Source organism: Haliscomenobacter sp. (assembly GCF_965225875.1).
Lineage (GTDB): Bacteria > Bacteroidota > Bacteroidia > Chitinophagales > Saprospiraceae > Haliscomenobacter.
Genome location: NZ_CBDDBS010000001.1, coordinates 571,461 through 585,676, shown reverse-complemented (window position 1 = coordinate 585,676; position 14,216 = coordinate 571,461). Strand labels below are relative to the sequence as shown.

The 14,216-nt window shown below is 48.4% G+C and carries 14 protein-coding genes; 8 read left to right on the top strand and 6 right to left on the bottom strand.

Features of this window, described 5'->3' with window-relative positions:
- The first annotated feature begins 5 nt into the window (after positions 1–5).
- The 5 genes from ACO08K_RS02305 to ACO08K_RS02285 all read left to right on the top strand — a co-directional run bounded on the left by ACO08K_RS02305 (position 6) and on the right by ACO08K_RS02285 (position 4,355).
- Positions 6–1,160, top strand: coding sequence for a sensor histidine kinase (locus tag ACO08K_RS02305; protein WP_421794774.1), 1,155 nt, complete (start codon positions 6–8; stop codon positions 1,158–1,160).
- An 11-nt stretch (positions 1,161–1,171) separates the two neighbouring features.
- Positions 1,172–2,233: an ATP-binding protein gene (locus ACO08K_RS02300; protein WP_421794773.1), complete on the top strand. Its 1,062-nt coding sequence runs from the start codon at positions 1,172–1,174 to the stop codon at positions 2,231–2,233.
- A 144-nt stretch (positions 2,234–2,377) separates the two neighbouring features.
- Positions 2,378–2,545, top strand: coding sequence for a DUF1328 domain-containing protein (locus ACO08K_RS02295; protein WP_421794772.1), 168 nt, complete (start codon positions 2,378–2,380; stop codon positions 2,543–2,545).
- A 75-nt stretch (positions 2,546–2,620) separates the two neighbouring features.
- Positions 2,621–3,067 (top strand): hypothetical protein, encoded by a 447-nt coding sequence (locus tag ACO08K_RS02290; RefSeq protein ID WP_421794771.1) that lies wholly within the window; start codon positions 2,621–2,623, stop codon positions 3,065–3,067.
- 142 nt (positions 3,068–3,209) lie between these two features.
- On the top strand, positions 3,210–4,355 hold the full coding sequence (locus tag ACO08K_RS02285) for an AI-2E family transporter (RefSeq protein WP_421794770.1): 1,146 nt from the start codon (positions 3,210–3,212) through the stop codon (positions 4,353–4,355).
- A gap of 141 nt (positions 4,356–4,496) precedes the next feature.
- On the opposite strand, the gene ACO08K_RS02280 is transcribed toward ACO08K_RS02285, so the two are convergent.
- Entirely contained in the window at positions 4,497–5,165 is a 669-nt protein-coding gene (locus ACO08K_RS02280; RefSeq protein WP_421794769.1) for a sterol desaturase family protein, read from the bottom strand.
- 152 nt (positions 5,166–5,317) lie between these two features.
- A complete protein-coding gene (locus ACO08K_RS02275; protein ID WP_421794768.1) occupies positions 5,318–6,499 on the bottom strand; it encodes a PLP-dependent cysteine synthase family protein in 1,182 nt (393 codons plus the stop codon).
- A gap of 340 nt (positions 6,500–6,839) precedes the next feature.
- Here ACO08K_RS02275 and ACO08K_RS02270 point away from each other — a divergent pair, with 340 nt between their 5' ends.
- Both ACO08K_RS02270 and ACO08K_RS02265 read left to right on the top strand, forming a co-directional pair.
- Entirely contained in the window at positions 6,840–7,268 is a 429-nt protein-coding gene (locus ACO08K_RS02270; protein WP_421794767.1) for an NUDIX domain-containing protein, read from the top strand.
- Positions 7,269–7,378: 110 nt separating this feature from the next.
- Entirely contained in the window at positions 7,379–10,552 is a 3,174-nt protein-coding gene (locus tag ACO08K_RS02265) for a VPS10 domain-containing protein (protein ID WP_421794766.1), read from the top strand.
- 342 nt (positions 10,553–10,894) lie between these two features.
- Here ACO08K_RS02265 and tnpA read toward each other — a convergent pair whose 3' ends face one another.
- The 4 genes from tnpA to ACO08K_RS02245 form a co-directional block, all read right to left on the bottom strand.
- Positions 10,895–11,356 (bottom strand): IS200/IS605 family transposase, encoded by a 462-nt coding sequence (gene tnpA / locus ACO08K_RS02260; protein ID WP_421794765.1) that lies wholly within the window; start codon positions 11,354–11,356, stop codon positions 10,895–10,897.
- A 276-nt stretch (positions 11,357–11,632) separates the two neighbouring features.
- Positions 11,633–11,839 (bottom strand): KilA-N domain-containing protein, encoded by a 207-nt coding sequence (locus ACO08K_RS02255; protein WP_421794764.1) that lies wholly within the window; start codon positions 11,837–11,839, stop codon positions 11,633–11,635.
- A gap of 200 nt (positions 11,840–12,039) precedes the next feature.
- Complete coding sequence (locus ACO08K_RS02250; RefSeq protein ID WP_421794763.1) at positions 12,040–12,483, bottom strand: DinB family protein; 444 nt, start codon at positions 12,481–12,483, stop codon at positions 12,040–12,042.
- Between the two features lie 67 nt (positions 12,484–12,550).
- Positions 12,551–13,018: a GNAT family N-acetyltransferase gene (locus ACO08K_RS02245; RefSeq protein WP_421794762.1), complete on the bottom strand. Its 468-nt coding sequence runs from the start codon at positions 13,016–13,018 to the stop codon at positions 12,551–12,553.
- A 119-nt stretch (positions 13,019–13,137) separates the two neighbouring features.
- Here ACO08K_RS02245 and ACO08K_RS02240 point away from each other — a divergent pair, with 119 nt between their 5' ends.
- A complete protein-coding gene (locus tag ACO08K_RS02240; protein WP_421794761.1) occupies positions 13,138–14,163 on the top strand; it encodes a VPGUxxT family thioredoxin-like (seleno)protein, type 2 in 1,026 nt (341 codons plus the stop codon).
- Positions 14,164–14,216: the final 53 nt, after the last annotated feature.

The following is a 14,216-nucleotide window of genomic DNA, read 5'->3' as shown; positions in this document are numbered from 1 at the left end:
ACAACATGAAAAATTTTACCCAGCCTGAAACAAGTGTAGACGATAGTGCGAGAATGCTTAAGCTGTATCAACTTTTAGCCAATTCGCTGGCGGACAATGAAATTTTCCTGTTTGATGAAGATTATAAAATCATCATGACGGAGGGCAGCCCGCGCTATTTACGTTTGCAAGCTGAGGAAAATTTTGTAGGTAAAAACCTCAATGAACTGATTGAAACGGGCAAGTTCTCTTTTTTGAAAGACCCGGTTACCCAACTTTTTCAGACCAATAGCCGCTACGATTTAGAGCACGAAATTGAGGGCAGCTTTTACACGACAGCTCTTTACGCGGCAGAACATGAACCAGCGGAGGAAAAAAAATGGATTGGGGTTTTACTCATCAAAGACATTACTGCCCTCACCCGCAAACAGCGCGAGCTCGAACTGCTCAACAAGCGCATCGATCGCTCGAATCAGGAACTGGAAAATTTTGCTTACGTAGCTTCCCATGACCTGCACGCTCCACTGCGCAAAATTCAGTCTTTCGGCAAATTATTATCGGACCGTTACTCAGAAGCTTTGACTGGAAATGGACAGCTCTACCTTGAACGTATCCTGGAGTCAACCAAACGGATGGAGCGCCTCCTGGATGATTTGTTGTCTTTCTCAAGGTCGACCCGCAGCGATGGTGGAATGGTTCCAACCGACCTAGGCCAAGTTTTGCAGGAGGTTTTATCCGACAACAACCTGCTGGATCAACCCGAAATTACCATAAATACCCCCACGGCGCTTCCTGTGATCCGGGCGGTACCTTCTCAAATGCAACAACTTTTCCAAAACCTGCTGGACAATGCCTGCAAGTTTAAACGCCTGGATGTTCCCACGGTGATCGACATTCGTTACCGTCAGGCCACTACGGCCGAACTGCCAGAATTTGAGTTGTGGGTGGAAGGCAATTATTGTGTGCTGGAATTTGCCGACAATGGAATCGGGTTTGATCAGGAAAATGCGGAACGGATTTTTAACATTTTTCAACGATTGCACGGTGTTTCGGAATTTCAGGGATCGGGCATCGGCCTGGCTATTTGTAAAAAAGTAGTAGACAACCACCGCGGCGCCATCAAAGCCACTGGAGTACCTGGAGCCGGGGCAATATTTACCATCGTTTTACCCTTTGAATAAAAAAGCTGAATATGGCTCAAACACTGGAGGTACTCATTGTAGATGATGACGAGGACGATTTTTTCCTGACCTCTGAATATTTGAAACGCATTACCGGACATAATTTCATTATTTCCTGGGCCTCCACCTACGATCAGGCTTTGCAGTTGTTTTCTACTCACCATTTCGACCTCTGTTTTTTTGATTACTTGTTGGGTTTCCGCACGGGATTGGATCTGCTTGTGGTGGCCAAGGAACTGGACTTGCGGGTACCCATTATTTTGCTGACCGGAAAAGGCGATACCCAGGTTGACGTGCAAGCCATTCGCTCCGGTGTCGCTGATTATTTGGAAAAACACGAGCTGGATTCCAAAAAACTGGAGCGCAGCATCCGCTATACCCTGGAACGTACCAAAGCAGCCGAAGAGTTGATGCGGGCGGAAAAACTGGCTGCAACCGGGCGTTTTATGCGCACCCTTGGCCACGAGATCCGCAACCCACTCACCAATATCGACCTGGCAGTAGGCCAATTGTTTCTGGAAAACAAAGACCCCGAATTGGCAGACTACCTGGAAATCATTGAACGCAACAGCAAACGCATCGGCCAGTTGGTTACGGCCTTGTTACAAACCAGCAACCCCGGCCAGCTCACTTTACAAGCCGTTACTTTGTTCGAAATACTGGAGCAAACCCTGGAAATGGCCAAGGACCGCATCGCCTTAAAAAACATCAAATTGGTCAAAGCCTACCAACTGGAGCAGGAAACCATCCAGGTGGACCTTGAAAAATTAAAAATAGCGCTGCTCAACATCATCATCAATGGAGTTGAAATCATGGAGGCAGGGCAGGGCGAGCTGATCATTCGCATCATCAATTTTCCCAAACAGGTCGGGATCGTAATTCAGGACAATGGCCCGGGCATTCCCCGGGAAGTACAAAACCGCATTTTTGAACCCTATTTCTCCAATAAAGTCAATGGGGTAGGGTTGGGGCTAGCCGGTGCCCTGAGCATTGTACAATTGCACGGCGGCAACATCGAGGTGCGCTCCATTGAAGGCCAGGGTGCCACTTTCACCGTTTGGTTAAAACGGTAAATGTGGGCAATACCTCCAATGAGGTGTATCAACACCCCAAAATTCCACACAATTCTACACTTTGTCGCTTCTTTTCACCAGTCAAACCGTGGTATAGCTTTTTTACCTGAGAAGGTATCTAATCACCTTCAAAACCGAAAAGCTATGTTACGCTGGTCAATCACCTTTCTCATCATCGCCCTTGTTGCGGCAGTATTTGGATTTGGTGGCATTGCCGCCGGAGCGGCTACTTTTGCCAAGATCCTCTTCTTCATTGCCATTGCAGTGTTCCTCATTACCTTGATCACTGGCCGCAAACGCATTGACATTTAAATAGCGTCATCGCAATCCCACAAACTATTTCAATTCCTATAAACTATTCCATTATTAACCCCTTAATCATTTACCATGAAAAAGAGAACCTTTGCCTTTGCCCTTTTGATCGCTCTGGGCACCATGTGGGTGTTTTCAAGCACCACTTCTTGCCAAAATAACCAAGCAGCTAAGGAAGCTCAGGAAGACCTGGATCGCGCTGGCGAAAACCTTAAAGATGCCGCTGAGGATGTTGGCGAGGCCATGCGCACCGAGCGCGATGAATTGGCTGAAAACATGCGCCAACAAGGCCGTGAACTAGACCAGGCCATTGCCGAACTGGACAAAAAAATAGAACGAGCCTCCGAAAAAGAAAAGGTACGGTGGATTGAACGCCGCAATGCCCTGGAACAAGATCGTCAGGAACTGAACAAAGACCTGGATCGGATCGGTGAAAACATCGGAGAAGGTTGGGCAGAGTTCAAAAACAGCGTTGCTTCCCGGATGGAACGCATCGCCGACGACCTCAAGACCAAGAATTAATGGAGGTTTTTAGGTTTACTAAACTTTCAAAGTTTAGTAAACCTAAAAACCTAAAGAAAGATTTTAGTCAGCAGCACACAGTACAGTTTGAGAGGCCGCCTCGGAGCTGGGCGGCTTTTTTTTTCATCCTAAAGCACTCGTCATGACTGGATCATCTGCCGAAACTTCGCCATTTTATCTGCGTGTAACCTGCTTCCTGCTTTCCATCGCCCTGTTGTTGTGCGGATTGTACTGGGCACAAGCCATCTTGATTCCCGTTTTAGCAGCTATGTTATTGGCTTTTTTGGTTTTGCCGTTGGTGGGAAAACTCCAACGGTGGCGACTGCCGAACTGGTTGGCAGCACTGTTGGGCGTGCTGGCCGTGCTGGCAGTAGGGATAGCCTTATTTGGTTTTTTATCCTGGCAAATCCTGTCGTTTTCTGGCGATATGCCCATGATGCAAAGTGCCCTGGAACAAAAAGGATCCCATATCTCAACATATATTGAACAACAGTTTAACGTGAGCCGTGAAACACAGTCTGAATGGCTGCGCAAAAAAAGGGACACGTTCATTGACGAAGGCGCAAATAGTGCCATGAACATATTCACAGCAACGGGAGCGGCGGTAGCTGGTCTGGCGCTAATCCCGTTTTTTATGTTTTTTATGTTGTTGTACCGGGAAAAATTCAAAAAGTCAATTGAGTTCCTAGCCCCCGAAAGCCACGAAAAAGTACTGGAAGTCATTCGTAAAATTGCACAGGTTTCTCAGCAGTACCTCCAAGGGATGTTGTTGGTGATCCTGATCCTCAGTGTATTGAACTCAATTGGCTTTTTGTTCCTGGGCTTGAAATACGCCGTTTTGCTGGCCTTTATTGCCGGAGTGCTCAACATCATTCCCTACGTTGGGGTCATGATCGGGAGTTTGATTCCGGTGGCCATTGCCCTGGTGACCAAAGAATCACCCATGTACGCAGTGGGCGCTTTTGGGGTCTGTATGTTTGTACAGTTTTTGGAGAACAACTTCATTACTCCAAAAATCGTCGGATCCAGTGTCAACCTTAACCCGCTTAGTTCTTTGCTGGCCTTACTCATGGGCGGCTTGATCTGGGGGCTGCCGGGGATGGTTTTTGCCATTCCGATGGCGGGCATTTTTAAGGTAATCTGTGACAACGTGGAGAAATTGCGCCTCTACGGGTTCCTGCTGGGTGAGGAAGCCCCTGCGCAGATTCGGAAGTTGAAGTATGCGAGAGGGACGTTTGGGAAGAAGGTGAAGGTGCAACAAGCAGCGGAAACATACCCAAAAAATTAGCACAAAGAAAAAAAGAGAGGGCACAAAGAACACAAAGCGAAGCGTTGTCAACGTCTAACTTTGTGTTCTTTGTGCCCTCTCTTTTTCTTTGTGCTTAAAAAGTGTCGCTTTTAGCAAGCACGATTCATTTCAAAAGGACACTCAGAGATTATCCTTCACCACAATCTCCGCCGTCTTGATCCCTTTCTTCTTGGGCGTAGTGCCAAACACATAATCCCACAATGGTGAAGAAACGCCAAACATGGCATCCTCCGGGCTATAGTGGTGGATCGAGTGGTTGACCCACAAGGCTTTCATGAAATTATTGGGCATACGGAAAATGTGCACCGAATAATGCACCAACAAATACATGGCATATCCCACCAAGAATCCCGCCAGGAACGAAAAGGAATACTTGTCCAGGATCAATTCAAAGAGCAACAACAGGACAGTAGCAATGGTGATGCTTACAAAGGGAGGCATCGCCAAACGTTGTTTGTCTTTTGGATAATCGTGGTGTACCCCATGCATTTTGTATTGCATATCCTTTTTGGTTGGAGTATCTCCTTCCATATGGTACACATAGCGATGTACCAGATACTCCACAAAAGTGAAAACCAATAAGCCCGTAAAGAACAAACCCGTCACCACTGGCCAGCTGAGGTCGGTTTTAACCGAGGTGTAGTACAATAAACAGGCTGAGTACACAAAGAATATCGATACCGGAATGGCAACATGCGTGCGGGTAAAACGATCAATCCACTTGTTTTTGAACAAGGGTATCGAAATGTCTTCATTCGACAGGTACGCTTGTTTTTTTTCAGTCTTCATATGTTTGGTCGGAATTTTATAAATCCGGCGCAAAAATAAACGTCGGAAATGGAATTGTCAAGGTAATAAAAATCACCACCTGTAGAGACGCACGATCGTGCGTCTCATCTTGGGATCAGATGCCGCCAGACAAGACGCACGATCGTGCGTCTCTACAAGCCCAGGGTTTGCCTAGTCAAGCGAATGTATTTCTTGTACTTCAAACGATAGGTCCGATAGTATTTGATGTAGCGATCCCGCATGGCTTCGTAGCTGTAAAAATAGGCGCTCGAACTACTGGTACCTTCTGCAGGCTCAGGATGTTCATGAATGGTAGGTGGCATGCTGCCCACTGAACCGGCGGCTTCAGAAGGAACACATTCCATCCAGCCTTGTTCCACCATCCAGTCGTCGTTGAACACCTTACCCAGGTAACGGGAGCCGTGGTCTGAAAACAGGGTAACCACCACGTCGTTTTCGGTAAGGGTATCTGCAATTTCAAACACGGCCTGCATTGCTGAGCCGCTGGAATAGCCCACCATCAACCCTTCGTACTTGGCCAGATCCCGCACCTGGAAAGCGCTATCCTTGTCCGTAACTTTTATAAAATCATCCACCAACTCAAAGTTCATGTTGTGCGGGATGATGTTTTTACCCAAACCTTCCACCTTGTAAGGTTTGATTTCGTTGGGGTCGTATTCGTGGGTTTCCCAGAATTTTTTCAAAACGGAGCCATAGGCATCCACCCCAATGATTTTGATGTTGGGGTTTTTTTCTTTCAAATAGCGGGCCGTTCCCGAGAGGGTGCCACCCGTGCCTGCACAACAGACGTAATGGGTGATTTTCCCTTGGGTTTGTGCCCATATCTCTGGTCCGGTGGAGCGATAATGCGCTTCCGCGTTGTCCAGGTTGAAGTTTTGAGCCAGGTAAAAAGAGTTTGGCGTTTCGTGCGCGATGCGCTCGGCGGCTGAATAATAAGAGCGAGGGTCGGCTGGTTCTACGTCTACCGGGCAAATGACTACCTCGGCACCCATTGATTTGAGGAGGGAAATTTTTTCCTGGGAGGCTTTGCTCGTCAAGGTAAGGATACAACGGTACCCCTTGATGGCACTCACCATTGCGATACTGAAACCCGTGTTGCCAGAAGTTGCTTCTACAATTGTACCACCCGGTTTGAGTTTGCCGCTGCGCTCCGCTTCTTCAATCATGAATAAGGCGATGCGATCTTTGGCGCTTTGACCTGGGTTATAGGATTCCACCTTTGCGAATACTTTGGCTGGAATTCCCTGCGCAATACGATTCATGCGAATCAATGGGGTATTGCCTATGGTCGCCAGAACATTTTCGTAATGCATAAGCGCTCTTTTGTTTAATTAGTTAAGGTTAAGGGGCGATAAAAAATAAGGGCTCATTTTGCCAAAGAATTAGATAAGAAAACGTTTCACTTTAAGTGTCTTGTCTAATTCTTTGGCTCAGGAAAAATGAGCACTTATTTTTGCCCCACTACAAAAGCACATTATCAGGCAAGTTCACGGGAAATCAAACACAAAAATAGTAAAAAATGCTTAGTTGAACATCATCCCCATGTTTTAGCCTGTACTTTAATGAGGTGATTCCCTAAGTGTTGCTATATTTGGCCCTGATGTAGACGTTGATTGTCATCAGCAGATACATTGCTCACTCAAACCCGGACGAATGAATACAGGCAACATCAATGTAAAGGCGCGCTTAATTTTGTACCATAAAGGTCAAATTTTGCTCTTGAAGCAAACCAAACCAAATGGGGGAAACTACACACTTGTCGGTGGAAATGTAGAATTGCGCGAATCGGCCCGACAATCAATCATCCGTGAAAGCTTTGAAGAAGCCGGTATTTTACTCAAGCCCGAAGACCTTCATTTGGTACATGTATTGCACAAAATCAAGAAGCAGCAGCAACGCATTGTCATGTACTTCAAAGCCTATTACTGGGAAGGAGAACTCAAAGCCAAAGAAACCCACAAGTTCAAAGAAGCAGAATGGTTTTACCTGGATAAACTCCCCAACAACCTCACCCAAACCGTACGTCACGTATTGGACGAGTACCGCGAAGGCAATTTTTACTCGGAGGTATTGACAAAATAAACAAGCAGTTTAGCTCAGGAACGGAAATCAAAAAGAGTCCTGCCGAAATGTACCTCTATTTGATTTCCCTTACCTATATTTGGTCAGGCTCTACACAACTGACCGAAAAGATGAAAAAACTGTACCATTTCTCCTTGCTGGGTTTACTTTTACTCAGCATCAACCTTTGGGGGCAAAAAAAGAAAACTACGCCCCCAGCCGCAGCTCCTGCACCAGTCGTTACCAATACTTTTGATGCCAAAAACTTCGCCGGACTGCGCTGGCGCAACATTGGCCCATTCCGGGGCGGTCGCTCCAACGCGGTGAGTGGGGTGATCGGCAACGACAACCTTTATTATTGTGGTTACACCGGCGGCGGAATCTGGAAAACCGAAGACGGCGGACTGAACTGGGCCAATATCTCGGACGGCCAATTCAAATCCAGCACCGTAGGCGATATCGCCGTTGCAGAATCTGATCCCAATGTGATTTACGTCGGGATGGGCGAGCACGCCGTGCGTGGGGTGATGACTACCTACGGCGACGGGGTATACAAATCCGTCGATGCAGGTAAAACCTGGAAAAACATCGGTTTGGAAAAAACGCGCCACATCTCCGACGTCGTCATCCACCCGCAAAACCCGGATGTAGTGTACGTGGCTGCTCAAGGCGCTTTGCACGGCCCCAGCCCCGATCGTGGCATTTATAAATCTACTGATGGTGGCACTACCTGGAAAAAAGTCCTCTTCGTTGACGACAACTCCGGTGCCTCCAGCCTGAGTATGGATCATACCAACCCCCGCATTTTGTACGCAGCCACCTGGCAACACCGCCGCACGCCCTGGAAGGTTGAAAGTGGTGGCCCGGGCTCCAGCCTCTGGAAGTCGACCGATGGGGGCGAAAGCTGGAAAAAAATCAACGAAGGTTTGCCCAAAGACCTGGGTAAAATGGGCATCTCTGTTTCCCCCGTCAACCCCAATCGGGTTTTCGCCATTGTGGAAGCGGAAAAAACCAAGTCGGGGCTATACCGCTCCGACAATGGCGGTGAATCCTGGACCTTGCTGAGCTCCGACCAAAACATCAACTCCCGTTCCTGGTATTACATGGAGGTATTCGCTGACCCTGTCAACGCAGATGTGGTTTACGTGCTCAACGCGCCCATGACCCGTTCAATTGATGGTGGCCGCACCTTCAGTACCCTCCGGGTCGGCCACGGCGATACCCACGACCTGTGGATCAACCCGAGGAACAACCAAAACATGATTCTGGGTGACGATGGCGGAGGAGAAATTTCCTTCAATGCTGGCCGCACCTGGTCCACCCAGGGCAATCAGCCCACTGCCCAGTTTTACCGCGTCAACACCGACAATCTTTTCCCTTACCGGGTGTATGGCGGGCAACAAGACAACACTTCGGTAGTCATTTCCAGCCGCAACAATGGCTCGGATATCGGCGTCACCGATTGGTTCATCGGCCCGGGTTGTGAAAGCGCTTTTGTCGCTTTTGACCAAAACAACCCACAAGTCTTATTGGGTGGCTGCTATCAAGGCATCATCGAGGCCCTGGATACCCGCACCAACGAGAGCAAGGACGTCATGGCCTATTCCGCGCTCAACCTGGCCAATCCGCCCAAGAAGATGAAGTACCGCTTCAACTGGAATGCTCCGATTGTCAGCTCGCCACACGACCCCAAAGTGATTTACCACACTGGCAACGTGGTGCTGCGCACCCGCGATGGCGGAATCAGTTGGGAAAAAATCAGCCCCGACCTCACCCGCAACGACAGCACCAAGCAGGAAGTCGGCGGTGGGCCTTTCACCAACGAAGGCGCTGGTGGCGAAAACTACAACACCATTTATTACCTGATCGAATCCAGTTTGGAAAAAGGGGTGATTTACACCGGCTCGGACTGTGGCCTCGTACACGTGAGCCGCGACGACGGCCGCACCTGGACCAACATTACCCCCAAAGACCTGGCTGAATGTTTGATCCAGTCCATCGAGGTTTCTCCACACGACCCGGGTACTGCCTACATCTGTGGCACGCGTTACAAATTCAACGACTTTGTTTCCTATACCTACAAAACCACCGACTACGGCAAAAGCTGGGTGAAAATTGCCACGGGCATCGATGCGGATGATTTCATCAAAGTCATTCGGGAAGACAAAGTAACCAAGGGCTTGCTCTACGCCGGAGCGGAACGGGGCTTTTACCTCTCCACCGATGGCGGCATGCAGTGGAACCGTTTGCAGCTCAATTTACCGATTGTGCCGGTCACCGACTTACAAATCCGCAACAACGACCTGGTAGCCGCTACTGCTGGCCGGGCCTTCTGGATTTTTGACGACCTGGGCACTTTCCAACAGGCTAAGGGTGTGGTCGGAACCGCAACGGTTCAGCTGTTCAAACCCCAGGCTACCCGCCGCTACAGTGGAGGTTCTTCCTACCTCTCCGGTGAAGGCTCCCCGGGCGTGGGTATGAACCCGGCTGAAGGCGTCATTTTTGATTATTACCTCAAGGAAAAAGCCGACACCAATACGCTGCGGGTGGAGATTCTGGACGCAAGTGGCAAGGTGATCCGCAAATTCAGCAACAAAAAAGACGAAAACTACAAGCGTTATCCCGGTGGCCCGGCTCCAGAACCCGTTTTGCCCGCCGCCACTGGTGTGAACCGTTTCGCCTGGGATTTCCGCACCGATGGCCTGGTCGATGTGCCGGGCGTGTTCATTTATGGCGATTATCGCGGACATCGGGTTGCTCCGGGCAGCTACAAAATCCGCCTGAGCCACCGCGGGCAGGTACTGGAACAAAGTGTCGAGGTCTTGCCCGATCCCCGCATCAATGTAAGCCCCGCCGATTGGCAGGCCCAGCAAAGCATGTTGCAAAAATTGGCCGAACAAATCAACGCCATTCACCAGTCGGTACTCCAATTGCGCAAAGTCCGCAAACAACTGGACGCCTACAATGAAGTGCTAAAAGACAATAAAGCCGCCGCCGATTTGCTGAAAAAAGGCCAGGACCTGGTCAAAAAAATCAACGACCTGGAAAGTGAACTGGTGGAGCCACGTACCAAAAACGGCCAGGACGTGATCAACTGGCCCAGCAAACTCAGCGCCGAACTTTTCACCGTACGGGGTAGGGTAGATGTACACGATCCGCGCATCACCCAGGGCAACCGCGATCGTTTTGCAGACTTGAGCGCGGAATGGGCCAAACAGCAGCAAGGACTCCAGAACCTGAAGAAGGAGATTCAGGGGTACAACGAGGAGTTTAAGAAGCAGGGGATTCCGGCGCTGGTGGAGTGAGGAATTTTTCGAGCGAGGAATAACGAATCGCGAGAGGCACTGAGCCTTATAGGCTAGTGTCGATTGGTTCTAAATTGAGCACTGATTTCAACCCCGAAGGGGTGACAGGATTATAGAAATGGATGAATGCCAGTTCGTTTTCCAAAGATAAACCCCGAAGGGGTGACATGATTATAGCAAAGGTTTAATGTCCACATTCTTCCAAGAGAAACCCCGAAGGGGTGGTATTATTTTAAGACGACACGCAAAAGAATAATACCACCCCTTCGGGGTTTCTCTTGGATAACGACCTGGCATTCACCAATTTCTATAATCATGTCACCCCTTCGGGGTTTAATTTTGTCATTCCAACCAATCAAAAAGGTATTTTTCGTTGTATTCGACTTCGAATTTTTGCAAAAACTCCAGGTATTCTTCCTTGAATGTTTTTTTGCGATGGTGTTTTTCCTGATTCAAAATGTACTTATACACCGCATCCATTTGGGAATGGGCGTAGGAGAATGCGCCATAGCCGTCTTGCCAGGAAAATTCATACGGGAGGAATTGCTGGTCATTGATGAAATCACTACTGTTGTTTTTGACATCGCGGATCAAATTGGAAACCGACATGGATGGCTTGAGGCCAACAAAAACATGGACATGATCCGCCACACCATTTACAATGATCGACTTCTGGTTTTTATTTTTGATGACGCCCGCCATGTATTTGAATACCTCTTCTCGCCAGGGTTTCTGCAGCAAATTTTGCCTGCCTTTTACTGCAAAAACATATTGGATGTAGATTTGAGTATAGGTTCCAGCCATTCGTTACTGTTTTTGTGAACCGGTTAAAATAATTATAGACATTCTATACCGAGAAACCCCAAAGGGGTGACAGGATTATAGAATCAATGCCTGTGCCGTTCCTAGAAAAACCCCGAAGGGGTGGCATTATTTTATTTTAAGGTGGCATGCAAAAGAAGAATACCACCCCTTCGGGGTTTCTCTTTTATAAATTAACCGGTTATCTTTTGCTATAATCCTGTCACCCCTTCGGGGTTTTTCTTGCTAAGTGCAATCCAGAACAACCCGCAACACCTCTCATCGAGGAGCGATGTGGGAATTCCCATATCGCTCCTCGATGAGTTCAATGTATTCTCGCGTATTTTTCAGCCTCAGGAAATCCGCTACCATTTTACCCTTAAAAGGTTTCGCCATTTCCGTGGCATTGATCATCTTATTGCCATCGGCAAATTCGAAGCTGATGTGCTGGCCTTCGTAATCAAATTTGATGATCTTCTCGCTCATGGTCTGGTGTGTATTTTTGAAAAAGCAGTGCTAAGATACTGGTGAGCAAGGTAGGGAGATGGGGAAGGGTAGTCAAGGCACTTTTGACGGGATTTGACCAGGGCAAATTCAGAGAATTGACGAATTTTTCGAATGATGAATGACGAATCTTGGGTAACCCCAAATTCGTCATTCATCATTCGAAAAATTCGAAAAACCCCTCAATCCAACAACCTCCGATGATAATTGATCTGCCCCAAATGATACGACAAATGCGCGACCAAATGCACCAAGAAGAACTGGGTCGACATTTTTCCGCCGAACACTTCCTGCGGGTAATCCGCTTCTAGTTGTTCGGGAGTGACCTTGCTCAAGGCCTCGGCCACCACTTTGCGGGTGTTTTCGACCATCTGGATGAGTTCGGCCTGGGGGACGTTTTTTTGTGAAAACTCCAGGTCTCGATCGCGGATGTACCCCGTTTTGCCCAGTTCCCCGCCGATGTAGGTGTTCAAATTGCCCACCAGGTGCAGGCAGAGGTTTCCTGCCGAGTTGCTGATGTTGCCATCAACGATCCAGATATTGGCCTCGTTTTGGTACAGGCCAATTTCCTGGCTGAGGCGCTCAAGGTCTCGTTTGTATAAAGTTTGTAAGGTTTCAAGTAACATGATTAGGTATTTTGAATGACGAGTTTTTCGAATGACGAATGACGAATATTGGGCAGCCCCGTATTCGTCATTCGTCATTCGAAAAATTCGTCATTTTATAAACATCCGGATTGTGTACCTCCATCCAAATCGCCGGATTGGCCACTGGTTTCCAGCCATACTGAGCGTACAAACCATGCGCATCACTGGTAGCCAGGATCCAGCGCCGCAGCCCTTGCAACTGGGGGTGCCCCATGATGGTTTCCATCAACCATTTGGACAAACCTTTGCCTCGATGAGCATCCAGAATATAAACATCACCAAGGTAGGCAAAGATGGCATAGTCGGAAATGATGCGGGCATACCCCACCTGTTCCTCGCCACAGAGGACGATAAATGTGAGCGAGTGCGCTGCCGCTTTTTTTACCGTTTCGAAGGGAATTCCGCGGCTCCAATACGATTCTTTGGACAAATACTGGTGCACGGCATGCAGGTTCAAATGCGCTTTGTCCGTGGTAATGAGGTAATTGTCACGAGTGACCGAAATGTTTTCCATAAGTTGAAGTGAATTGAAACAAATGTACAGTTTCGTGAAAACTATTTACAAACTGTCTCCACCGCTACATTTCAAGTGGCATAATAGTTCCATTTTGCAGTCACAATTTGATCGCTTGTATGTTCAGACGCACCAAAATAATACTCATCTTGATGCTGGGCTTCTCCAGTGTCGCCCTCTCCCAGGGCACCCAAACTCCGGCGGAGTTGGGCAAAGTTGCGTGGGTGCGTGATTTTGAACAAGGCTTGGCGCGGGCCAAAAAAGAACAAAAGCCAGTGTTTTTGCTCTTTCAGGAAGTGCCCGGATGCAGCACTTGCCAACGTTATGGCGCTGAAGTACTGAGCCATCCACTTATTGCTGAAGCCATCGAATCCCTGTTCATCCCTGTTGCGATTTACAACAACAAAGGTGGCAAAGACGCCGAAGTACTCAAGTTGTACAATGAACCTGCCTGGAACAATCCGGTGGTGCGCATTGTGGATGCCAGCAAAAAGAACCTGGCTGAACGGGTTTCAGGAAATTACACGCCCCTGGCGGTATTGAATGCGATGTTGGTGGCCCTGGAAAAAAGCAATCTGGTGGTACCCACTTACTTAGCTTTGTTGCGGGAAGAATTCCAAAGCAGGGAGCTGGGCACCAAAACGGCGACTTTATCGATGTACTGTTTTTGGATCGGTGAAAAAGAACTGGGGAAAATCCCGGGAGTAGTAGCGACCGAAGCTGGATTTATGGCTGGCCGCGAAGTAGTAACCGTGGAGTACAATCCCCGCTTGCTTTCTTTTGAAAACCTGATTGAATCGGGCAGCAAAGTGAAATGTGCCGATGGCGTTTTTACCGCCGATGCGCAGGAGCAAGCTAAAGTAGAAAAGGTCTTGGGAAAAGGCAAAGTGAAAAATCCTTCCACTTATCGCCCCGATCCCGAAAGTAAATATTACCTTTATCAAAGTCATTATCGTTATCTGCCGATGACGGAGTTGCAAGCGGCGCGTGCCAATAGCCTTTTGGCTGGTGGCAAGTCGCCAGAAGAGGTGTTGTCGCCTCGGCAGATTGAACTGGCGCGCGAAATCAAGGCCAATCCAAAGAAAAACTGGAAGCCTATGATTGGCAAGAGCGTCACCGAGTCCTGGCCTTGGCCAACGGCTTGACCCAGATTTGTTTAGAGTTAGAGTACCCAATATCATTGCCGACTACCTGAAGT

What these genes read in the sequence shown, in the direction of transcription:
- ACO08K_RS02265 (WP_421794766.1), top strand. Translation starts at nt 7,379, where the DNA reads ATGAAAAAACTGTACCATTTCTCCTTGCTGGGTTTACTTTTACTCAGC.
- ACO08K_RS02250 (WP_421794763.1), bottom strand. Translation starts at nt 12,483, where the DNA reads ATGTTACTTGAAACCTTACAAACTTTATACAAACGAGACCTTGAGCGC.
- ACO08K_RS02280 (WP_421794769.1), bottom strand. Translation starts at nt 5,165, where the DNA reads ATGAAGACTGAAAAAAAACAAGCGTACCTGTCGAATGAAGACATTTCG.
- ACO08K_RS02255 (WP_421794764.1), bottom strand. Translation starts at nt 11,839, where the DNA reads ATGAGCGAGAAGATCATCAAATTTGATTACGAAGGCCAGCACATCAGC.
- ACO08K_RS02290 (WP_421794771.1), top strand. Translation starts at nt 2,621, where the DNA reads ATGAAAAAGAGAACCTTTGCCTTTGCCCTTTTGATCGCTCTGGGCACC.
- ACO08K_RS02245 (WP_421794762.1), bottom strand. Translation starts at nt 13,018, where the DNA reads ATGGAAAACATTTCGGTCACTCGTGACAATTACCTCATTACCACGGAC.
- ACO08K_RS02305 (WP_421794774.1), top strand. Translation starts at nt 6, where the DNA reads ATGAAAAATTTTACCCAGCCTGAAACAAGTGTAGACGATAGTGCGAGA.
- ACO08K_RS02270 (WP_421794767.1), top strand. Translation starts at nt 6,840, where the DNA reads ATGAATACAGGCAACATCAATGTAAAGGCGCGCTTAATTTTGTACCAT.
- tnpA (WP_421794765.1), bottom strand. Translation starts at nt 11,356, where the DNA reads ATGGCTGGAACCTATACTCAAATCTACATCCAATATGTTTTTGCAGTA.
- ACO08K_RS02295 (WP_421794772.1), top strand. Translation starts at nt 2,378, where the DNA reads ATGTTACGCTGGTCAATCACCTTTCTCATCATCGCCCTTGTTGCGGCA.
- ACO08K_RS02240 (WP_421794761.1), top strand. Translation starts at nt 13,138, where the DNA reads ATGTTCAGACGCACCAAAATAATACTCATCTTGATGCTGGGCTTCTCC.
- ACO08K_RS02275 (WP_421794768.1), bottom strand. Translation starts at nt 6,499, where the DNA reads ATGCATTACGAAAATGTTCTGGCGACCATAGGCAATACCCCATTGATT.
- ACO08K_RS02300 (WP_421794773.1), top strand. Translation starts at nt 1,172, where the DNA reads ATGGCTCAAACACTGGAGGTACTCATTGTAGATGATGACGAGGACGAT.
- ACO08K_RS02285 (WP_421794770.1), top strand. Translation starts at nt 3,210, where the DNA reads ATGACTGGATCATCTGCCGAAACTTCGCCATTTTATCTGCGTGTAACC.